The 21,245-nt window shown below is 54.3% G+C and carries 18 protein-coding genes; 10 read left to right on the top strand and 8 right to left on the bottom strand.

Annotated elements, in window-relative coordinates; genetic code table 11:
• The first annotated feature begins 5 nt into the window (after window positions 1-5).
• The 5 genes from thiS (at window position 6) to H6G13_RS23200 (ending at window position 5,357) form a co-directional block, all read left to right on the top strand.
• On the top strand, window positions 6-239 hold the full coding sequence (gene thiS / locus H6G13_RS23220) for a sulfur carrier protein ThiS (RefSeq protein WP_190487357.1): 234 nt from the start codon (window positions 6-8) through the stop codon (window positions 237-239).
• Window positions 240-489: 250 nt separating this feature from the next.
• Window positions 490-1,443: a DUF1517 domain-containing protein gene (locus H6G13_RS23215; protein ID WP_190487356.1), complete on the top strand. Its 954-nt coding sequence runs from the start codon at window positions 490-492 to the stop codon at window positions 1,441-1,443.
• 252 nt (window positions 1,444-1,695) lie between these two features.
• Window positions 1,696-2,097 (top strand): hypothetical protein, encoded by a 402-nt coding sequence (locus H6G13_RS23210; protein WP_190487355.1) that lies wholly within the window; start codon window positions 1,696-1,698, stop codon window positions 2,095-2,097.
• 267 nt (window positions 2,098-2,364) lie between these two features.
• Complete coding sequence (locus tag H6G13_RS23205; protein ID WP_190487354.1) at window positions 2,365-3,486, top strand: ElyC/SanA/YdcF family protein; 1,122 nt, start codon at window positions 2,365-2,367, stop codon at window positions 3,484-3,486.
• 122 nt (window positions 3,487-3,608) lie between these two features.
• Window positions 3,609-5,357, top strand: coding sequence for an ABC transporter ATP-binding protein (locus H6G13_RS23200; RefSeq protein ID WP_190487353.1), 1,749 nt, complete (start codon window positions 3,609-3,611; stop codon window positions 5,355-5,357).
• Between the two features lie 121 nt (window positions 5,358-5,478).
• On the opposite strand, the gene H6G13_RS23195 is transcribed toward H6G13_RS23200, so the two are convergent.
• The 3 genes from H6G13_RS23195 to H6G13_RS23185 all read right to left on the bottom strand — a co-directional run bounded on the left by H6G13_RS23195 (window position 5,479) and on the right by H6G13_RS23185 (window position 10,176).
• Window positions 5,479-6,699 (bottom strand): type II secretion system F family protein, encoded by a 1,221-nt coding sequence (locus H6G13_RS23195; RefSeq protein WP_190487350.1) that lies wholly within the window; start codon window positions 6,697-6,699, stop codon window positions 5,479-5,481.
• 261 nt (window positions 6,700-6,960) lie between these two features.
• A complete protein-coding gene (locus tag H6G13_RS23190; protein ID WP_190487349.1) occupies window positions 6,961-8,079 on the bottom strand; it encodes a type IV pilus twitching motility protein PilT in 1,119 nt (372 codons plus the stop codon).
• Window positions 8,080-8,181: 102 nt separating this feature from the next.
• On the bottom strand, window positions 8,182-10,176 hold the full coding sequence (locus H6G13_RS23185) for a GspE/PulE family protein (protein WP_190487346.1): 1,995 nt from the start codon (window positions 10,174-10,176) through the stop codon (window positions 8,182-8,184).
• 444 nt (window positions 10,177-10,620) lie between these two features.
• On the opposite strand from H6G13_RS23185, the gene grpE reads away from it, so the two are divergent.
• The 5 genes from grpE (at window position 10,621) to rsgA (ending at window position 16,197) form a co-directional block, all read left to right on the top strand.
• Window positions 10,621-11,370, top strand: a complete 750-nt coding sequence (gene grpE, locus H6G13_RS23180; RefSeq protein WP_190487344.1) for a nucleotide exchange factor GrpE — start codon at window positions 10,621-10,623, stop codon at window positions 11,368-11,370.
• A 177-nt stretch (window positions 11,371-11,547) separates the two neighbouring features.
• Entirely contained in the window at window positions 11,548-13,506 is a 1,959-nt protein-coding gene (dnaK, locus tag H6G13_RS23175) for a molecular chaperone DnaK (protein ID WP_190487342.1), read from the top strand.
• Window positions 13,507-13,606: 100 nt separating this feature from the next.
• On the top strand, window positions 13,607-14,731 hold the full coding sequence (dnaJ, locus tag H6G13_RS23170; RefSeq protein WP_190487341.1) for a molecular chaperone DnaJ: 1,125 nt from the start codon (window positions 13,607-13,609) through the stop codon (window positions 14,729-14,731).
• Window positions 14,728-15,006, top strand: a complete 279-nt coding sequence (locus H6G13_RS23165; RefSeq protein WP_190487338.1) for a sulfurtransferase TusA family protein — start codon at window positions 14,728-14,730, stop codon at window positions 15,004-15,006. The genes dnaJ and H6G13_RS23165 overlap by 4 nt, the downstream gene beginning before the upstream one ends.
• Before the next feature lie 15 nt (window positions 15,007-15,021).
• The gene (gene rsgA, locus H6G13_RS23160) at window positions 15,022-16,197 is read left to right on the top strand and encodes a small ribosomal subunit biogenesis GTPase RsgA (protein WP_190487336.1); all 1,176 of its coding nucleotides are present in this window, start codon (window positions 15,022-15,024) and stop codon (window positions 16,195-16,197) included.
• On the opposite strand, the gene H6G13_RS23155 is transcribed toward rsgA, so the two are convergent.
• From H6G13_RS23155 to H6G13_RS23135, 5 genes are all read right to left on the bottom strand, one after another.
• Entirely contained in the window at window positions 16,194-17,468 is a 1,275-nt protein-coding gene (locus H6G13_RS23155) for an FAD-dependent hydroxylase (protein ID WP_190487334.1), read from the bottom strand. The genes rsgA and H6G13_RS23155 overlap by 4 nt on opposite strands.
• A gap of 116 nt (window positions 17,469-17,584) precedes the next feature.
• On the bottom strand, window positions 17,585-18,352 hold the full coding sequence (locus H6G13_RS23150) for a YebC/PmpR family DNA-binding transcriptional regulator (protein WP_190487332.1): 768 nt from the start codon (window positions 18,350-18,352) through the stop codon (window positions 17,585-17,587).
• Between the two features lie 64 nt (window positions 18,353-18,416).
• Complete coding sequence (locus H6G13_RS23145) at window positions 18,417-19,478, bottom strand: glucokinase (protein ID WP_190487330.1); 1,062 nt, start codon at window positions 19,476-19,478, stop codon at window positions 18,417-18,419.
• A gap of 12 nt (window positions 19,479-19,490) precedes the next feature.
• Window positions 19,491-20,312 (bottom strand): ATP-dependent sacrificial sulfur transferase LarE, encoded by an 822-nt coding sequence (larE, locus tag H6G13_RS23140; protein ID WP_190487328.1) that lies wholly within the window; start codon window positions 20,310-20,312, stop codon window positions 19,491-19,493.
• A 94-nt stretch (window positions 20,313-20,406) separates the two neighbouring features.
• Window positions 20,407-21,186, bottom strand: a complete 780-nt coding sequence (locus tag H6G13_RS23135; RefSeq protein WP_190487326.1) for an ABC transporter permease — start codon at window positions 21,184-21,186, stop codon at window positions 20,407-20,409.
• Window positions 21,187-21,245: the final 59 nt, after the last annotated feature.

The raw sequence follows: 21,245 nt of genomic DNA, 5'->3' as shown, positions 1-21,245 counted from the left end.
CTATCATGCAATCGACGCCCTCCCAGCCCCAAGTTCAGCTTCAGGTCAACGGCGAAACCCGCACCTGTGCTCCCCAGACTGGTCTGCCCGCTTTTCTAGAGCAGCTAGGCCTTAATCCTCGCCTGGTGGCGGTGGAATACAACGGCGAAATTCTGCATCGCCAGTACTGGGATCACACCTGCTTGCAGGAGGGCGATCGCCTAGAAATCGTGACTATCGTAGGCGGCGGTCAATCCTAAAAAAGGTTCGGTCATTCACCCCAAAGGGTGCGTAATCCACCTCGGCAGGGCCAGGGACAGGCGTTAAAGTAAAGAAGTGAAAAGGGTTATCTGTCTTTACGCTGTTTGCACCTCTTGCATGCGTGAGAGACAATCTACAGCAGGGAATTGGGTTAGGCATCAGACACTTGGCAGTTAGGCTTTCTGACACCTATTCGCCCCATTCCAAGACATCCTTATGCCGCCCCTTCGATTGCGTGTTTGAACGATAATGGCTCAAAAACTTTTCCGACGATTCAAGCCCTTCTTGAAGTCCCTGGCCGTAGTTGGCCTGATCTTGACCCTGGTTCTGGGTCAAGCAGATGGTGCTTTGGCCGCCCGGGCTGGAGGACGGATGGGAGGCGGTAGTTTCCGGGCACCGAGTCGGACCTACGCTCCCCCCACCCGGACTTACCGAGGCCCCTCTGGTGGTGGATATTACCCAGGTGGAGGCTTTGGCTTCCCCTTCATCATGCCGATCTTTGGCATTGGTGGTGGCTTTGGGGGTCTGTTCTCGATCCTAATTTTCTTTGCCATCGCCAACTTCCTAGTTCGTAGCTTCCGAGGCATTTCCACCGAAACAGAATACGAATCTAGCTACGGCTCCCAGTCCAATCCCGTTGTTTCTGTTGCTAAGCTTCAGGTTGGACTACTGGCTGAAGCTCGTAGTCTGCAGGAAGACCTAAATCGTATTGCCCGTACGGCCAATACGTCTTCTGACGAGGGTCTAGCTCAGCTGCTGCAGGAAACGACACTGTCTCTGCTGCGCCACCCCGACTACTGGGCCTATGCCTCTACTGACGATACGCAAACCCGCTTACTTTCTGCTGAGCAGGAGTTTAACCGGCTAGCGCTGACTGAGCGCAGCAAGTTTACGGGTGAAACGTTGACCAACATCAACAACCGTCTGCAGCAGGCAGACCCCACAGCTGCCCTACCCGGTAGCGCTAGCGCTAACCAGCCTGGTGAATACATTGTGGCGACGGTAGTAGTGGGCGTTCAAGGCAAACTTGACCTGCCAACTATCAACAGCGAGCAGGATCTGCGACGGGCTCTGAGCCAGATTGGAGCTATTTCCAGCGAGCGTCTATTGGCGGTCGAAGTCCTCTGGACGCCTCAACAGTCGGGTGAAACCCTGACGGCAGATGAGCTAATTGCTGAGTACCCTGACCTGCAGCTGGTCTAACAATTGCAGTCTGTGTAGTTTAATCCCACTTAAGCGGTGCAGGAAGGACTTCCTGCACCGCTTTTTGCTTTGCCTCAACCCGGCCTTAGTCTGAGGCAAAGACTATTGGTAGCTAGGCTTGAGCGAATGGGTGTAAACTCCCACAATCCTGATAATGCTAGGGATTCTTGACACAAAATCTTGAGATAGTAGCTAAATATACAGAAATTGACTAGATTGAAAATGAAATCAGTCATTTAAGGAGGGAATACCATGCTGAGTAGTGTGGTTGGAACTGCGCGTACTCAGGCGTCTGACCGAGAAGCCTTTGAACAACATCGAACCAACTTGCTGTCTAACTTGAATCGCCGGGTTGCGATCGCAAAGTCCCAGCAAAACAGATCTCTAGTGATGCTGCTAGAGCAAGAACAGCACCAACTCGAAGCAAACTGGGCTCAGCCCATAAAAATCTCCTGGCTTCAGCGCCTTCGCCAGTCTTGGTTCAACCTGCAAACAGCTCTAGCCAACCAGTCTCAGCTTCAGGTAAAACAGGTGCAAGATGAGGCAGGTCAGCCCTGGTGGTACGTTTTCGACCCCCGCACTGGTAAGACGCTTTACGCGGAGTCAGAAAACGAAGTAGTTTTCTGGATTGAAGAAAATCGGCTGGGCCATTAAGCTCCCTGACAGTTCCGCTGCAGCAACTTTTAGGAAGCCCCCAGATAGCTAAAAGCGCATGTTACATGCGCTTTTGTGCCTTTAAAGCATCACTCAAGCGTCACCCCGATCGACCGTGAGATCCGCATCATTTTGCATAACAGTGAAACTCCTGTAATCTTGGTCGCTGATTATGCGCCATTTTGACGGATCATCTGTATCATCATGTAGGCATTGCAGCTTTAGATAGCTGTATGGAATCCATTTCCTGCGGGATTTCAGGCAACCATGTTACTCGTCCTGCTGACGCGACTTCTCATCTGGGCAGCCGTTGGTCTGCTCATCTACTGGGTGCTGCTCCGGTTTATTCCCCGCCCCTTTCTCACCTGGTTGGGCGGAGCTATTATTCTGGCGCTCATTGTGCTCTCCTTCATCGAGCCCAATGATCAGACGATCGGGGCTATCTGGCAGGTGCTTTCCCTGCCGCTGACTCCCCTGGGGGCATCGATTCTGCTGCTGCTGTTTTCTCTGGGGGGCAAGGGTCTCAAAAATGTCAATGGACGGCAGGTGTTGATTGCCTTGCTGATTCTGCTCTTGAGCAGCATTCCTTTGATTGCTCGTAGTCTGGCCAACCAATCTGAGCAGGCGATTTCCAGGGCTTTTGCTAACCAGCGAGCCCTCTGTGCTGATATTTGTCCGACCATAGACCCTGTCCCTTTTTCCCTGGTTTCAGCCATTCTTGTGGCGGGTGACAATTTAGACGGGCGAGCTACGACAGGAGCTTTCCCCGGCCAAGTTGATGCCGACACTCAGCTAGACCCAGCATTGAGCGCTCGGCTAAACAGCAGTGCTGAACTTTATGGCACTCTGCGAGCTCAGGGGGCCGATCCCTTCGTGGTCGTGACGGCAGGCTCTGTGACGGGTACTGAAGCGGAGCGTCAGGCTAGAGATCAGTTAGTCGTGCAGCGGCTAGCCGATAGAGGCGTGCCGACTGGGTCTATTCGGGTGCAGCCGACAGGAATGGATATGTATCGGGCAGCCGTTGATCTAAGGGCCTTTTTACAGGAGCGTGGCCTGTTTAGAGAAAATGTACCGAATCGAGAAGCCACTCGAGTGGCGCTAGTAGCCCCAGCTATGACGATGCGTCGTTCAGCTCTGACCTTTGAGCAGCAGGGTTTACAGGTAGTGGCTTGGCCTACTGATCTCTTTGGTCTAAATGCACCAGCCCCTGGAGATACCCTGGCCCGCTTAGCAGACCTAGTGCCCAACGTAGAAGCGCTATGGCTAACAACCCGCTATTGGGAAGAGCTGCTAACCTCCATTTATTATTTCTTGAGAGGATGGCTGCCTCCCTTTAACGTGCAGTGGGATCAGGTTGTCGAAACTGTGCAGCCTCCGGTAGCCCCTTAAATCCGCCTTACGTATCGCGCTGTTGTCGGCCTCCAGCGGGGGATCGATGCTGACTGCATTTGTGCTCTTTTAGACTGTTTTTCGAATTCGTCTAGGATAAGAGAGCAGACAAGGCAGAAACTATGGCGCGATCGCAACTGCAGAAACTGGGCACCTACCTGCGGCCCCACTGGCCCACTGCGGCCTTAGGTATCTTTGCCCTCTTGATTGTCAACATCGTAGGTGTCTGGATTCCGCTGCTGATCCGCAACGGCATTGATGACCTCCAGGTTACCTTCAGCTTCAATCGGGTGCTGTATTACGTCATGCTGGTGCTGCTGCTGGCAACCGTAATGCTGTTCATCCGCATGGCCTCTCGAATTTTGCTGTTTGGCGTAGGCCGTCAGGTCGAGTTTGACCTCAAGCAGCGCATCTTTACGCATCTTCTAACCCTAGATCCGGCTTACTTTGCCCGCAACACCGCTGGTGAACTGATTAGCCGAGCGACTAGCGACGTTGATAATATTCGACGGCTGCTAGGCTTTGCCATTTTGAGTCTGGCTAACACGGTTTTTGCCTACGCCCTGACCGTGCCAGTTATGCTGTCGATTAATGTACGGCTGACCTTGGTGGCGCTGGCAGTTTATCCGCTGATGCTGGTGCTGGTGCAGCTGTTTAGTCAGCGACTGCGCACCGAACAGATAGAGGTACAAGAACAACTTTCTCGCCTAAGCGATCTGATCCAGGAGGACATGAGCGGCATCTCCCTGATCAAGATTTATGCCCAGGAGCAAAACGAACAGCGAGCCTTTGAAAACCTCAACCAGCGTCTGCTCAACGCCAACCTGACGCTAGCCCGTACCCGCAACACCCTGTTTCCCCTGCTGGGGGGCTTAGCCAGCATCAGTTTGCTGGTCATTTTAGCAACGGGGGCGGGTGCGATCGCAGACGGCCTACTTACCGTAGGCGATTTTGTGGCTCTCATTCTCTATGTCGAGCGTCTCGTCTTCCCCACTGCCCTGTTAGGGTTCACCATTACCGCCTACCAGCGTGGCGAAGTGAGCATTGACCGAGTAGAAGCCATTCTTGACGCAGTGCCGCAGATTCAAACCGCGCCCACAGCGCTCAGTCTGCCCGTCGACCAGGTCAAAGGTCGCCTAGAAGCCCACAACCTAAGCTATACCTATCCAGGCAGTAACGGCCCCGCCTTAAACGGGGTAAATTTCACCCTCTATCCGGGAGAAACAGTTGCGATCGTAGGACCTATAGGCTCAGGCAAATCCACCCTGGCCAATGCCCTGCCCCGCCTGCTCAACATCCAGCCCGGTCAGCTGTTCCTAGACGGTCAAGACATCACACAAATCGCCCTGGCAGATTTGCGTCGGGCCATTGCCTATGTGCCGCAAGACAGCTTCCTGTTTAGCACCAGCATCCAGAACAACATCCGTTATGGGGATCCGCTCAGCGAGCTGCCAGAGGTCGAACTAGCGGCTAAGCAGGCCGAAATTGACCAAGAAATTCTAAATTTTCCGCAGCGATACAAAACCATTGTGGGAGAACGGGGCATTACCCTCTCTGGCGGGCAGCGACAGCGAACGGCCCTGGCCCGAGCTTTACTCGTCGATGCTCCTATCCTGGTGCTAGACGATGCCCTCTCCAGCGTTGACAACCGCACTGCAACCGCAATTTTGCAGTCACTTTCTGAGGGTACGCTGCAAAAAACTGTGATCTTTATCTCACATCAGATGTCTGCTGCTGCCACGGCTGACCGCATCCTGGTGATGGATCAGGGCCACATTTTACAGGTCGGGTCTCACGATCAGCTCATGGCTCAAGGTGGTCTGTACCGTTCTCTCTGGGAGCAGCATCAGCTGGCCTCAGTGCTGCAGTAGTCTGTTACTGCTCCCCGGCCTCGGTCCCGTGAAACCTTGAAAAAGGCGCACTGCAACTGCAGTACGCCTTTTAGCTTTTCAATGCAACAGAATTGAGCGGCAGAGTTTAGGGCTCAGGAGCTTACTGAACCACATCCATGATTTTGAACATGGGCAAGTACATTCCGACTAGAATTGAGCCGACCATGCCCCCTAGGACCATGATCATCAGCGGCTCCATAATGCTAGTCAGCGCTTTTACCGCTTGTTCAACTTCGTCCTCATAAAAGTCAGCCACCTTCATTAGCATTGCGTCTAGCTCTCCGGTTTCCTCACCAATGCTAATCATCTGAATAGCCATTACCGGAAAGACCTTGTGCTGCTGGAGCGCTAGGCTGATCATGCCGCCGGTCTGAATTTCCTTGCGAGCCTCATCGACAGCATCGGCAATGACCTGGTTTCCGGCGGTATCTCGAACGATCTCCAGCGACGTCAAGATAGGCACCCCAGAACGAGATAGGGAGCCAAAAGTGCGGCAAAAGCGCGCAGTTGCCGTCTTTTGAATCAGATCACCAAAAAGGGGCATCTTCAGGAAAAAGCGGTCCATGTTGCGGCGGCCCGTCGGTGTCGCATAGTAGCGTCTGTAGGCAAAGGTCGCAGCACTGATTACGGCAATCGTGATTACCCAGTTGTACCACTGCCGCAAAAAGCCACTGATCATCAGCAGCATCTGGGTAAAGACCGGTAGCTCCGCATCAAACTGAGCAAACATGTCAGCAAAGATGGGCAGCAGGAACATACACATGGCCAAGAAAATCACGACGGCCAAAATGCCGACCGTAACCGGGTAGGCCATCGCTGCCTTGATCTGGTTCTGCAAGCGGTTCAGGTCTTCTAGCAGCTTAGCTAGCCGGTTCAGCACCTCGTCTAGCACACCGCCAACCTCACCAGCCTGGATCAGGGCAACGTAGAGGTTGTCAAAGCAGGAAGGGTGCTTCCGCATTGCGTCCGAGAGATTGGTTCCCTGCTGCACGTCTGCGTTAATCTCGAGTAGCGCCTTTTTCAGCTTAGGGTTAGGGCATTCATCAGAGAGCACCCCGAGCCCGCGCACCAAAGCGACCCCAGCATTGACCAGCGCAGCAAACTGTCGGGAAAAGATGGCCTTATCCTTCACCGACACCTTGGTCATCGCCGTCTGCAGATCCTGGAAGTCGATATTAAAACCTCGTTCTTCCTGCAGATCCTGGACGTAAAGGCCCTGGTCCTTCAGTAAATTTCTGGCTTCGTTGGGGTTAGCGGCTGAGACCCGTTCCCGGCGCTGATTTCCCAACGTGTCACGGCCTGTTGCAACGTAGGTAGGCATGGTTCAACGGTACTTTCGTAGGTAATGAACGGAAGAGAATGCCTGAGTAGCTTGCGAAAGATCGCTGAAACGCTAACACAGAATCTCTAAAAGTGCTCCTGCAGTTCCCTGCGGAGAAAACACGGTTGAGGCCGTAGCAACAGCCGCAACAACAGCTTGAGGGTTGCAAAGGTGGCAGGGGGAGGAGAGCAGACATTGCTAGTTTGCTCTCCTTCCGCTAACGGCTTGCCTGGTGTTGGCAGACAGGCCGATTATTGGGGTTTAGTGTCGGGCTGCTACTTTTTGACCGGCTGCCGTAGGGGCTGGTCCGGAGCCAATGAGCCGCTGCAGTTCGTCTGGGCGAGAGGTCTTTGTCATCGCAGAATCAAAGGAAATGCTGCCTGCCTTGTAAAGGTCGGCCAGCACTTTCTCTAGCGTCTGCATGCCCAGTTTGCCGCCGGTCTGAATAGCGCCATAAATCTGTGCCGTTTTTCCTTCCCGAATCAGGTTGGAGATAGCGGGCGTGACCACCATGATCTCCTGAGCCATGATACGGCCAAACTCACCGGGCTTCGGATTGTGTCTGGGTACCAGGGTTTGGCTCAAGACCGCTACCAGAGAGTTGGAAAGCTGCACCCGTACCTGCTGCTGTTGGTCCGGAGGGAAAACGTCTACCATCCGGTCAACAGTCTGAGCAGCTGAACTAGTGTGCAGCGTGCCAAAGACGAGGTGACCTGTTTCTGCTGCTGAAACTGCGAGGGAGATGGTCTCTAGGTCCCGCATTTCGCCTACCAGAACGACGTCAGGGTCTTCCCGCAGGGCTGCCCGCAGTGCATTAGAGAAGCTCTTGGTGTCTTCACCAATCTGCCGTTGGTGAATCAGGCTTTTGTGGGGTTCGTAGATAAACTCGATCGGGTCTTCGATGGTGAGGATGTGCTCCGGCCGAGTCAGGTTGATGTTGTTAATCATCGAGGCCAGGGTTGTAGACTTACCCGAACCGGTAGGCCCCGTCACCAAAATGAGTCCTCTTGGCTTTTCTGAAAGCTCCCGAACAATATTGGGCAAGCCCAACATCTCCATGCTGGGAATTTTGGAGCTAAGCGCTCGCAAACAGGCAGCGTAGGTACCCCGATCTTTGTAAACGTTGACCCGGAACCGGGCCAGCCCTTTGACGCCGTAGGAGCAGTCCAACTCCCAGGTCTGCTCTAGGGTCTTGCGCTGGGTGTTGTTGAGCATTTGGAAAATCAGCCGCTGGCAGGCTTCGGCTGTCATGGGCTCATGCTCGGTCGGGGTGAGCTTGCCGCTGATCCGGATGTAGGGAGGTAAGCCGGCGGAGAGGTGCAGGTCAGACCCGCCCCGCTCAATTACCTCCTCCATCAGATCTTCAATCATCAGTTCCATAGAGCCACCTCAAGTCACGTGTAGTTGCATTGAGCTTAGTTTTCAGCATGCCCCAAAGCAGCAATTAGGCTGTCACCCAAATCACGATTGGGGCTTGGAGATTTAGTCTTGGAAGCGGGCGGTGAGACAGTAAGGGCAGTCCAGCCACTCCTGTTTGAGCTGGGCAGCACAGCATGAGCAGGTCAGAGATGCCTTGCGCTTGGACTTTAACTCTGCTTCTAGGCCAGTGTCTGTAAAGGTCACCCGCTCGACTTCATCAAGCGTGGTGTAGCCTTGTCTGACCAGATTCAGGCTATAGGCCAATAGCGTTTGCATTCCTTCTTCAACGGCAACCTCTTTGATGTGCTCGGTGGGAGCGCCTTCAGAAATCAGCTTCTGTAGCCTTTCTGTCACTCGCATCACCTCATATACGCCAACTCGGCCTTTGTAGCCGATGCCTTGACAGGTGGCACAGAGAGAGCCATCTCGTTTGGCTGCCTCCATGTCCTCGACGTGGTTGGCTTTGTAGAAAGTGACGTCTGTCTCGCTGGAAGCACTAAGGCCAAAGTGAGCCAGTTCCTCTTGGTTGGGATGATAGGCAACTCGGCACTCTGAACACACTTTGCGCATCAGACGCTGAGCCAGGACGCCAATCAGGGCACTCGATACCATGAAGGACTCAACACCCATCTCGTCGAGACGTGCGATCGCACCCGCCGCATCATTAGTGTGCAGTGTGGTTAGTACCAGGTGTCCGGTCAAGGCTGCTTCGATGGCTGTCTTGGCCGTTTCCGGGTCACGGGTTTCACCCACCAGAATCACGTCCGGGTCCTGCCGCAAAAAGGCTCGCAGAATGGAGGCAAAGTTCATGCCCTTTTCGCGAATTACCTGCACCTGAGTCAGGCCGGGCAGGGTGTACTCAATCGGGTCTTCAGCAGTGCTGATATTAACGCCAGGGTCGTTGCGTTCTGAGAGCACTGAGTACAGGGTTGTGGTTTTGCCCGATCCGGTTGGTCCCGTCACCAAAATCAGGCCATAGGGCCGCGAAGCCATATCCTGCACAATCCGCAATGTTGCGGCATCGGTGATCATCTTATCCAGTCCAAGCTGGGTCGATTCGTTATCCAAAATTCGCAGGACAACCTTCTCGCCACAGCGGCTGGGCAGTGTGCTGACCCGGAAGTCTACCTTGCGGCCCTGAAAAACCCGACGAATCCGGCCATCCTGAGGTACTCTGCGCTCAGCAATATCAAGTTCGGCAATGATCTTAAAGCGAGCAGTAACCGCCTGAATAATCTTCTTCGGCATTTTTGGCAGAGCTTCTCGCAGCACCCCGTCCTTACGGAAGCGCACCCGCAAAAACTCTTCCTGGGGTTCCACGTGAATATCAGAGACCCCTTCCTGCAGCGCCTTCACCAGAATTTTGTTAACCAGCGCAATGACAGGAGCAGCGCCAGCATCCTTCAAAGCCTCTCCTAGGTCAGCCTCGCCGTCGATGACCTCTTCTAACCCCCCAACGTCAAGCTCCTCTAGGTCGCTTTTAACATCGACGGCCTGCTCAAACTCTTCCTTCTTCTGCCGGGCAACAGCTTCGTCAAGATAGGAGGAGATGAGCCGCTGGTAGTCTTCAACAGTCACCACCATGCGCCGCAGCTTCAGGTTCTGAGGCCGCAGAATTCGGTTCAAATCGTCTTGAGCCTCAAGGTTCTCAGGATCAACCATTGCCACCAGGACAGATCCTGCTTCTCCCTCCGTGTGGGACAAGGGCACTAGCTGATGCCGACGGCAAACGTCTACCGGAATCAGCCTGTCGATTAGCTGGGTGACGTGGGTGGTTGAAATGTCGTCTAGTTCCGGATCGAGAGATTCGACGCCGTATAGAATTTTTAGTTCAAAGAGCTGCTGCTTCTTGTACTGGCGCAGCAGCTCTGGAGAAAGCTGCTGACCCGTCAAAGCCTCCAGCACATCCGTCAGCGATCGCCCCGATTTGCGGCTCTCGGCCAACGCCTGCTGCATCTGGTCGGAATCAACAAAGCCGGCCTGGATCAGCTTGTTGCCAAAAGGCGAAAAACTTCTTTGTAAAACCAGCGCCCGCCGAGATGATGAGGAGTTAGTCATATCACTGATGCCAACAAATCCTTAACAAATGTGCCCAGAAAGTAAGGGTTTACCTACAGTTGCTTTAACTCTGCTTAACATAAGCAGCTGCGGCATCTAGATGGCTTCCCCAAGACGGATGTCGAATCCTGTAACTAATGTCAACTGCTTTAGCAAGATGGCTCCTGTCCCTGATAATAGCCTCATCCTCTGGTGTTGCACCAACTCTGCCAGCCGAACTATTCCTGAAATAATGGCCTGCAACCTGTCTTTGGAGAGAATGTGGCCCTGTTTCCGGCAGCAGCTTAATATAGATACTCAATTTGCCGCTAGGCTAGTAGCAGCCATATCTCATTGACCCTATGCTCCTCATGCTGGGCCACCAGCATTCCTGGCTAACAGCAGACGGGGTCAAGTGGGATAACCATGCTGTTGTAACGTGTAGCCATTCAGGTCTCAGACACAATGATTGATGACGTAAATCGGACTGACAATCCCAACGTATCCTCTCCAGAATCTGCCCAGCAGATTGAAGAGTTACATGAGGAAGATGCCACCATCGACATCAAGTTTGAGGGTAACCCCTTAGAATCGACCTCCGATGCTGCTGAAGCAGACGTTTATGTCATGGCTGAAGAGACTGCCGATCCAGGGTCAACTGCAGGCACTGCTCAAGGGGGTGACTATTCCTCAGCGGTCGCTGACTTAGAGCGCCAGATAGAAGGGCTCAAGGCACAGCTAGAAGATCGTACCGGCCAGTATATGCGTATTGCCGCCGATTTTGAGAATTATCGCAAGCGGACAAGTAAGGAAAAAGAGGACTTAGAAGTTCAGATCAAAGGCAACACCGTTACCGAACTGCTGCCAGTCGTTGATAACTTCGAGCGGGCCCGGTCCCACATTAAGCCTCAAACTGAGGCCGAAATGACTATCCACAAGAGCTACCAAAGCGTTTACAAGCAGCTCGTGGATTGCTTAAAGCGTTTGGGCGTATCTGCTATGCGGGCAGAAGGTCAAGAGTTTGATCCCAACCTGCATGAAGCTGTAATGCGAGAGCCTACCCATGCGCAGCCTGAGGGACATGTCCTAGAGGAGTTCGTCAGGGGCTATGTCTTGGGCGATCGGGTCTTGCGACATGCCATGGTGAAGGTAGCTGCGGCCCCCGAGTCGGAGCCTGCAAGTTCAAGTTCAGGTGAAGATAGCCCAGCAGAATAGACTACAAGCTTCGAGCAGAGGATCCTGATGAAAGGGGTAATTTCTTTCAACGAATAGGGAACCATTTACGAAATGGCTAAGTTTCTTTCAAGAAGTTGAGCCGTTTGAAGAGGATGGGTCACCTTTGAGGTGCCATCTGTACCGGGATTACTCCGAATTTGTATAGCACCGCGAGTTATGGGTAAAGTCATCGGGATTGATTTGGGCACAACCAACAGCTGTGTTGCTGTTTTAGAAGGCGGCAAGCCGGTTGTTATTAGTAATACTGAAGGTGGGCGTACTACCCCCAGTATGGTTGGTTTTGGTAAAAATGGTGACCGTTTGGTTGGGCAGCTAGCTAAGCGGCAAGCAGTTACCAACGCTGAAAATACTGTCTACAGCATCAAACGGTTTATCGGACGTCGCTGGGAAGACACTGAAACTGAACGCTCCCGTGTCCCCTATGTCTGCGTAAAAGGCCGGGACACCACGGTTGATGTGCAAATTCGAGGTAAGAACTTCACGCCCCAAGAAATCTCTGCCATGATCCTGCAGAAGCTCAAGCAGGATGCAGAAGCTTACTTAGGAGAAGAAGTGACCCAGGCCGTTATCACCGTACCCGCCTACTTTACCGATGCCCAACGCCAGGCTACTAAAGATGCTGGGACGATTGCTGGCTTGGGGGTTCTACGGATCATTAACGAGCCTACGGCAGCGGCTCTCTCTTATGGCCTAGATAAGCAGGACCAAGATCAAACGATCTTGGTCTTTGACTTGGGTGGAGGCACCTTTGATGTGTCTATCCTGCAGTTAGGAGACGGGGTTTTTGAGGTCAAGGCTACGGCGGGCAACAATCATCTTGGCGGAGATGACTTCGATAACTGTATTGTCGAATGGATGACGAATAGCTTCCGTACTGAGGAAGGGATCGATCTTTCGAAAGATCGCATGGCCCTGCAGCGGATTCGAGAAGCTGCTGAGAAAGCCAAAATTGAGCTTTCAAACATGGCCTCTACCTCCATTAACCTGCCCTTTATTACGGCTGATGACACGGGGCCTAAGCACTTAGAAACGAGCCTCAGTCGGTCTCAATTTGAGCAGCTAGCAGCGTCTTTGGTGAAGGCCACGATTGAGCCGGTGGCCCAGGCGCTCAAGGATGCAGACCTGACTCCCGACGATATCGATCGCATTCTTCTAGTCGGCGGCTCTACCCGGATCCCAGCAGTTCAGAAGGCGATTTCTGACTATTTCAACGGCAAAACCCCTGATCGCTCGGTCAATCCTGATGAAGCGGTGGCCCTTGGGGCTTCAATCCAGGCGGGGGTTTTAGGCGGGGAGGTTAAAGACCTGCTGCTCCTCGATGTTACCCCGCTTTCCTTGGGAATTGAGACTTTAGGTGAGGTCTTTACCAAGGTGATTGAGCGCAATACTACTATCCCGACTAGCAAATCTCAGGTCTTCTCAACCGCAACCGATGGTCAAACATCGGTGGAGATCCATGTGCTTCAGGGTGAGCGGGCGATGGCTAAGGACAACAAGAGCCTGGGCAAGTTCGAATTGCGGGGTATTCCGCCAGCGCCGCGTGGAGTGCCTCAGATTGAGGTTTCTTTTGAAATAGACGCTGACGGTATTTTGCAAGTGTCAGCTCGCGATAAAGGCACGGCCCGAGAGCAAAGCATCCGGATTACCAATACGGGTGGCCTCAATGGTGATGAGGTTGAACGTATGCGTCAGGAAGCTGAAACGTATGCGGATGAGGATGATCGTCGCCGCCTGCTGGTAGATCTGAAAAACCGAGCAGAAAATCTCTTCTACAGCTATGAAGCGACTATTCGCGACAATGGCAGCTTCTTGGATGAGAGCTTGAAGGCCGGTCTTGAGGAAAAAGCGGCTCAGCTACGAACGGCAATGGCCAATCGCGCCATCTCTGTAGAGGAACTACGAGACCATATTGAAGCGCTCCAGTCTAATCTGTTTGCGGTGGGCTCAAATCTGTATGAGCAGACCGGGCAGGAAGACTATGATGATTCGGCTGATTATGTCGGTGCGACCGTAGCCGGAACGGGGACTGATGGCATAGCAGATGATGATTCAGACACCAGCGATAGCTCTGATCTAGATGCGACGGTGACTGCCGATTACGAAGCCATTGATTAACCAGCAAGGTCGGGAATCACACCTGGTCACCTGGATAACCCCTTTCTACAATGGTTTAATGACTTTAAGTTGGTTGTCGCTGTAGCCCAGGTAGTCCTCTATGGCCCGTGACTTTTACGAAGTTCTTGGCGTTTCACGGAATGCGGATCAAGACGAGCTTAAACGCGCCTATCGTCGGTTAGCGCGTAAGTACCATCCAGACGTCAATAAAGATCCTGGTGCTGAGGAAACCTTCAAGGAAATTAACCGGGCTTATGAAGTGTTGTCAGAGCCGGAGATCCGGGCTCGCTATGACCGCTTTGGTGAAGCTGGGGTCGGTGGAGCAGCTACGGCTGCCTACTCCGACTTTAACGACATGGGTGGGTTTGCTGATATCTTTGAGAGCTTCTTCAGCGGATTTTCTGGAGGGATGGGGCAGACGGCGCGGCGGCGCGGCCCGACCCGTGGAGATGATCTGCGGCTGGACTTAAAACTGGACTTTAAAGAAGCTGTTTTTGGCGGCGAAAAGGAAATCAAAATCAGCCACCTGGAAACCTGTAATACCTGTACAGGCAGTGGGGCTAAGCCTGGTACTCGTCCTCGGACCTGTTCGACCTGTAGCGGTACGGGGCAGGTGCGGCGGGCAACGCGCACTCCGTTTGGCAGCTTTACGCAGGTTTCGGCTTGTCCGACCTGTGCGGGCACGGGTGAGGTGATTGAGGAGCGCTGTACTGTTTGTGGCGGCAGCGGTCAAAATCAGGAGACCAAGAAGCTGAAGATTACGGTTCCAGCCGGGGTCGACAACGGGACTCGCTTGCGGGTGTCTGGAGAGGGCGATGCTGGCCTGCGAAGTGGACCAGCAGGCGATCTCTATGTCTACCTTTTTGTCAGCGAAGATGCCGAGTTTCGGCGAGACGGTATCAATATTCTCTCTGACTTGAAGATTAGCTATTTGCAGGCAATTTTGGGCTGCAAGCTGGAGGTTCCTACGGTAGATGGTCCGATTGAGCTAGATATCCCACCGGGTACTCAGCCGGGAACTGTGCTAACACTGCAGGATCATGGGGTGCCGCGTTTAGGTAACCCGGTAAGCCGGGGGGACCATTTGCTGACGGTGCAGGTTGCGATTCCAGCGCGGCTGAAGCCGGAGGAGCGTGAATTGGTCGAGAAACTGGCGGAGATCAGCGGAGATCGAGTTAATAAGGGCGGCATTGAAGGTTTTTTGGGAGGTCTGTTTCGCGGATGAGTGAACCAAACCAGACAGCAGTAGGCGCTCAAGCAGAAAACTTGGAGAACCCGCTGGAGCGACTAGACCTGCGCGGTACTCCCTGCCCCATTAATTTCGTTAGAACTAAGCTTAAGCTGGAGCAGATGCCAGCAGGCTCAATGCTAGAGGTTTGGCTGGATGGTGGGGAACCCATGGAGCAGGTTCCCGATAGCCTCACGATGGAAGGCTATCGCATTGAGCAGGTTCAGGATTGCTCAGACTATTTTGCTCTGCATGTTCGCAAACCTGAATAGGAAGCGTTTTGGCACATGCCTGAAGGGACGGCGATCGCACCTGAAATAACTCAGGGCTACTGGGGCACTGTCCTGGCAGTTCAAGCAAACTACTACTGGGTCAAGCTAAATGAGGTGACCGGAGAGCCTGCTCCAGCACTGCCAAATCCGGTGGTGGATTCGGTGCAGTCGGAACCACGCCCTAAAAACTTGCTGTGTACTCGACGAGCCCGTCTAAAGAAGATGGGGCAGCGAGTAATGGTTGGGGATCGGGTACGGGTGGAAGAGCCGGACTGGGCTGGGGGACGAGGTGCGATCGCACAGGTGCTGCCCCGCTCTACCCTACTAGATCGGCCCCCGGTTGCCAATGCTGACCAGATTTTGCTGGTGTTTGCCCTGTCCGAACCTGAGCTGGATCCTTTTCAGCTCAGCCGTTTTTTGGTGAAAGCTGAGGCGACTGGAATAGCAATCAATCTGTGTTTGAACAAGCGTGATTTGGTGGACGAGCAGACCCGTCAAGCCTGGATTGACCGCCTTCATGCCTGGGGTTATACCCCGACTATGATCAGCGTCCAGACAGAATCTATTTGGCCTGAGCTGAACCAGCAGCTAAAGCACCATATCACGGTGGTCTCAGGACCTTCAGGGGTGGGCAAATCGAGCCTGATTAATCACCTGATTCCGGCGGCAGATTTACGAACCGGAGCCGTTTCGGGCAAGCTGGGCCGGGGGCGACACACAACGCGCCATGTAGAGCTATTTGAGCTGCCCTCTGGCGGTTTTCTAGCGGATACTCCTGGCTTTAACCAGCCGGATGTCACCTGTGCACCGGAAGAGCTGGCTGACTGCTTTCCCGAGATTCGCCAGCGCTTGGCAGCGCAATCCTGTCAGTTTAGTGACTGCCTGCACCGCGATGAACCAGGCTGTGCGGTCGGTAATGATTGGGAGCGCTATGAGCACTATCTTGTCTTGCTAGAGGAGGCTGTGGAGCGGCAGGAGTCGCTGAATCAGCAGCGCGACCCGGAGGCTGCCTTTAAGATCAAGACGACGGAAGCGGGAGCGCAGCACGAACCCATGCTGCAGGCAAAAAAATATCGTCGGATTTCTCGCCGCAGCCGTAATCAAGCGCTGCAGGATCTCTGTGATGACTTGATCGAGTCAGCGGGGCATCTAGAGGAGTTGGACGAGCTCGCGTTTGACGAAATGGATTAACGGCGGTCAGGAATTTGGGGAATGCGGCCAAAGCGGCCTGTCATCAGCCTCAGAGCGCTCTGCCTGAGTGGGCGCACCTGATGCAGCACATTTATTCCCAACTGTCGCAGCAATACCAGGGGAAAGAATCGATTGGAAAAACAGCGGGTAAGGAAATCAGTAAAGCTGAGTATGAGCCAGTTTTCCCGTCGTCGCCACCGCTCATAGCGCCGTAAAACAGACAAAGCCCCCAAATCCTCCCCCTGTTGATGGGCCTCGACCAGCACCTCGGCCAGCGCTGCCGCATCGCGAATGCCCATATTCAAGCCTTGCCCACCAACAGGGTGGCAGCAGTGGGCCGCATCCCCAATTAGCGCCAAGCGAGGCTGCACATAGCTGCGACTCTGCATGAGCTGTACCGGAAACAGACGGGGCTCGTTGAGCAGCTTGAGCCGACCCATCTGGCTGCCGTAGCGCCGGTGTAGCTCTGCCATGAACTGCTCTCGGGGCAGGTTTAGCAGGGCTTGGGCCTCTGCATGGGGGGCTGTCCAGACAATCTGGCAGCGGTTGCCCGGCAACGGCAATATGGCAAAGGGGCCGCTGGGCCAGAACCGCTCGTAGGCAGTGTTTTGGTGGGGTTGCTCTGGCTCTAGCAGGGCAGTGATGCAGGACTGCCAGTACCGCCAGCCGAAGGTTGAGATACCGGCCTGCTGCCGCAGCGGTGATGTAGCGCCATCGGCAGCAACGACCAGCGTAGCTTGAAGCGTAAGCTGGTGATTGTCCCTTTCGACCTGGAGGCAGGTTGCTGCTGCTTCAGCATTTACCGCGACCACCCTGGCTGGACTTAAAGAGTGAATTGAGGCGGCCGCTACCGCTTGCTGCAGAGCCCGCATTAGCACGGAGTGCTCGGCTCCATAGTAAACAGCATCAGTGCCCGCATCCTCTGGGCAAAATTCGACGGTCTGAGGATGGTCGCCGTCGGACAGTCTCACGCCTTGGAAGTGGGTGATGTTGGGAGCAACGAGGGGCCACAGTCCGAGGTTCTGGAAAATCTGGGCTGAGGTGAGCGAAAAGGCATAGGCCCGCTGCCGAGAGGCTGCCTGCTCTGGAGTTTGGGCTTCGATAATGGCAATGGTTAGACCAGAGTTACGTAGAGCGGCCGCCAAAGTCAGGCCGATAATGCCTCCGCCCACAATTGCAATATCAACGGTCAAGACCGTGGCAGGCCCGGTTTCGAGAGCAGCGGCTGCAGTGGGTAAGTAGGACGGGTGCGAAGACGGAAAAGACACCATAAAAAAGGAGCCAAAGAAAAGGGCCAAAAGCCAGCGTTAGAGAATGTGGGGAGGTTTGTAACGTTATGTATATTGTGGCGCGATCGCAACCGGCCGATCAAGGGTAATTCCTCGATTCAGGCCGCGCTCGCGGCCATTAGGTCTTCAGCCATCTCAAAATTAGCCGTCACCGACTGAACATCGTCGAGGTCTTCTAGGGCATCCATTAGCTTCAGCAAGGCCCTAGCCTGGTCGGTATCCTGCACATCTACCGTGTTGTTAGAGAGCCAGCGCAGCTCTGCCTGGCGCACGTCGTAGCCCTGCTGCTTTAGCGCTCCGTCTAAGGACTCTAGATCGGTGGGAGCGCAAAGAACCTCGGCCCCTGGCGTATCTTCATCGATCTCGGTTAGCTCGTAGGACTCTGCCCCACCTTCGAGAGAAGCTTCTAGCAGGGTGTCTTCATCAATCGGACCGGCCAGAGTGACGACGCCCTTCTGCGCAAACATCCAGCCGACACAGCCAGTTTCGCCCAAGTTACCGCCAACTTTACTGAAGGCGGCTCGCAGGTCGGCGGCAGTGCGATTGCGGTTATCAGTCAGTGCTTCAATCAAGACGGCCACACCGCCCGGCCCGTATCCCTCATAGCGGATGGCTTCTAGCTGGTTTTCGCTACCGAGTTGACCGGCTCCCTTGGCAATGGCTCGCTCAATATTGTCGTTGGGCACTCCAGCTGCCTTGGCTTTGTCGATAGCAGTGCGAAGCTGAAAGTTGCCATCCGGATCGGGGCCACCCGTGCGGGCCGAGACGATAATTTCCCGCGACATTTTGGCGAAAATTTTGCCCTTAACGGCATCAACCCTGGCTTTTTGCCGTTTGATGTTGGCCCATTTACTGTGCCCTGCCATACCCCATGAAGAAAACGACTGCAGTTTCGATTTTATCCTCTGGGGGTGATGGCAGCAGACCGAGCTAGAGCCGAGCAGCACAGAGAGCAGCCCCAACCAGGCCTACCTGAGCATTAAGAATGATGTGAACCGGCACCTTCTCTAGCAGGTGGCTAACCCGGCCTTTGTCGCTAAAGGCCCGCAGGAAGGCTCCTGTCTGCATTAGCGGCAGGTTCTTGGCCGCGATCCCGCCTGCTACATAAAGTCCGCCGTAGGGCAGCAGCTTCAGCCCTAAGTTGCCTGCCTCAGCCCCGTAGGCTTCGACGAAAATTTCCATGGTCTTTTCACAGAGCCGATCGCGCTTTTCCAAGGCGGCTAGCGAGATTGCTGCGCCTGGGTCGACGGTTTTAGTCTGCATTCCAGTCTGCCGCTCCCAGGTGGTGATGGCTTCGGCCACACTAGGAGATTCTTCGGCGTATTGGCGGTCGCGCAAAAACTGGTAGATCGAGACAATGCCCTGGCCCGACACCACCCGCTCTACCGAGACGCGGGAAATCTGGTGCTTGTCGCGCAGGTATTTGAGAAGCTGAAACTCTAACTCTGAGCGGGGTGCGAAGTCGGCATGGCCGCCCTCTGTGGGGAAGATGGTGAAGGTGTCGCCTTTGGGGATCAAAAAGCCTTGCCCCAAGCCAGTACCTGCCCCGATCACCGCAATTGGGGCATTGGCATCGTACTGCCCAGCCTGCAGCGTTTGCAGGTCGTCGGCTTGCAGGCCCAGCGTACCGTAGCCTACGGCCTCAAAGTCGTTGATCAGATGGACTTTTTCTAGCTGCAGGTCAGTCTCTAAGCGCTGGGCTGAGAGGGACCAGGAGAGGTTAGTTAGGCTAGAGGTGTTGTCGACCACGGGGCCTGCGATCGCAAAACAGGCCCGCGTAGGCTGCCGATGTTCCCCAGTTCGAGCCTCAGCTTCGTGGAGAAAGGCTTTGACCATCGGAACCAAGTCTGGATAAGCAGCACTGAAGTAGCGCTCCTCATAGCAGCTCTCTAGCAGTGTCCGGGCCGTTGCGGCTGTGGGATCTGGGTGGACTCTAACGAGACGCAGAATGGTTTTCGTCCCGCCAATGTCGCCAGCCAACAGATAAGTCATAAAGGTAGTGCTCTAACGGTTTGCTCCAGTGGTCTGTAGAACCTGATTCAGTTTGCCGCTGCGAAAGCCTTCTAAATCAAGGGTGACATAGGTAAAGCCGTAGCTCTGTAGCGCGGTAACCAAAGCCTCCAAGTCTACCTCAGCTACAAACGAGCGAATCGCCTCGGCCGGCAGCTCAATGCGAGCCGTGTCGCCAGCCGAACGCACCCGCAGCGTGCGGCAGCCCAATTGTCGCAGGTAGCGCTCAGCCCGACCGACCCGCTGAAGTTTCTCAGCAGTGATGGCCTCCCCGTAGGGAAAGCGAGAGCTGAGGCAGGGCTGCGCTGGCTTATCCCACCAGGGTAAGCCCAAATTCTGAGCAATCTGCCGGACTTCTAGCTTGGTAATGCCCACTTCTGCTAATGGCGAACGCGCTCCCCGCTCTTTGGCTGCTTGAATACCGGGACGATAGTCCTGCAGATCGTCTGCATTGACGCCATCTACCACGTAGGGGTAGCCACGCTCTAAGGCCAGAGGCTTGAGGGTGTCGTGCAGTTCGCTTTTGCAGAAATAGCAGCGGTTTACTGGATTAGCAGCGTAGCTAGGATTTTCTAGCTCATGGGTAGTGACAATTTCATGGCGTACTCCAATCTCAGCTGCCTGGATTTGGGCATCTTCTAAATCCTCGGGCAGCAGAGAAGGGGAGTTGGCTGTTACCGCCAACGCCCGATCGCCTAATACATCGTAGGCAACCTTTGCAACCAGGGTGCTGTCGATGCCCCCGGAGTAGGCAATCAAGGCCCGATCCATCTCCGCAAACAGGGCTTTTAGCCTATTTAGCTTGTCGGCCACCATAGTTGTCAGGAATATCTCAAATCAGAGTAGAAGACGGCAATCTTCTCTAGACTACTCGCTATTTGATGGATTGTCGGCTGCCGGGGGAAAGGCTTTAAAACTGGCGGCGGGTAAAAACGCCAACGGAAATGGCTAGCAGCAGGGCCGTGTAGAGCAGGGCGTAGAGAACGTGGCTGGACAGTTCTAGCCCTGAGGGCAGCAGCTGCATACCGTAAATGGCTTCGTTTTTGAGATTCAATCGCTCTAGGTCAGGCAGCACCAGATACAGCCCATTGGTGATCCGCTGGAGACCAGCATTTTCGCTAAGCTGGCCCAGGGCAACGATGTCTTGGCTGAGGTGCCCCACCAGGAACACGGCAAAGGTCAGCAGGGTAGCCAGCAGTGAGCTAGTGAAAACGCCAAAGAGAATGGCTACGGCAGTGAGCAGAACCACTTCTAGAAACATGAACAGAATGGACAGCAAAATACTGCCTAGCGGGTAGCTGATGCCGCTGAGGCTAACCACTGCCAGAAAAATAAGGGCCAGCAGAAATATCAGCACCGCTAGCACTGCCGACAGCCCCAGGTGCTTACCCAGAATAAACTCTAGTCGGCTGACGGGTTTGGCAATTAGCACTAGCACTGTGCGCTTTTCAATCTCTTTGTTAATCAAGCCAGTGCCGACGAATACCGCGACGACTACGCTGAGTAAATTGATGGCGGCCAGCCCCAGATCGAGGGTGATTTTATCTTGGGCTCCGGCGGAGACATCGGGCAGTAGTGCGATCGCAGCCACCATCAGCACGGCAAACAGGGCGACTAGGTAAAGAATGCGATCGCGAATGACCTCAAAAAACACGTTGCGGGCAATTACCCCAATTCTGGCTAGATTCATGGACACCCCTTAGGCGCAGCAACCGCCTGTTATTTCTGATGTTTCCTGCAAAACATACT

Source organism: Pseudanabaena sp. FACHB-2040 (assembly GCF_014696715.1).
Taxonomy (GTDB): domain Bacteria; phylum Cyanobacteriota; class Cyanobacteriia; order Phormidesmidales; family Phormidesmidaceae; genus JACVSF01.
This window is presented reverse-complemented; position numbering and strand designations above follow the sequence as displayed.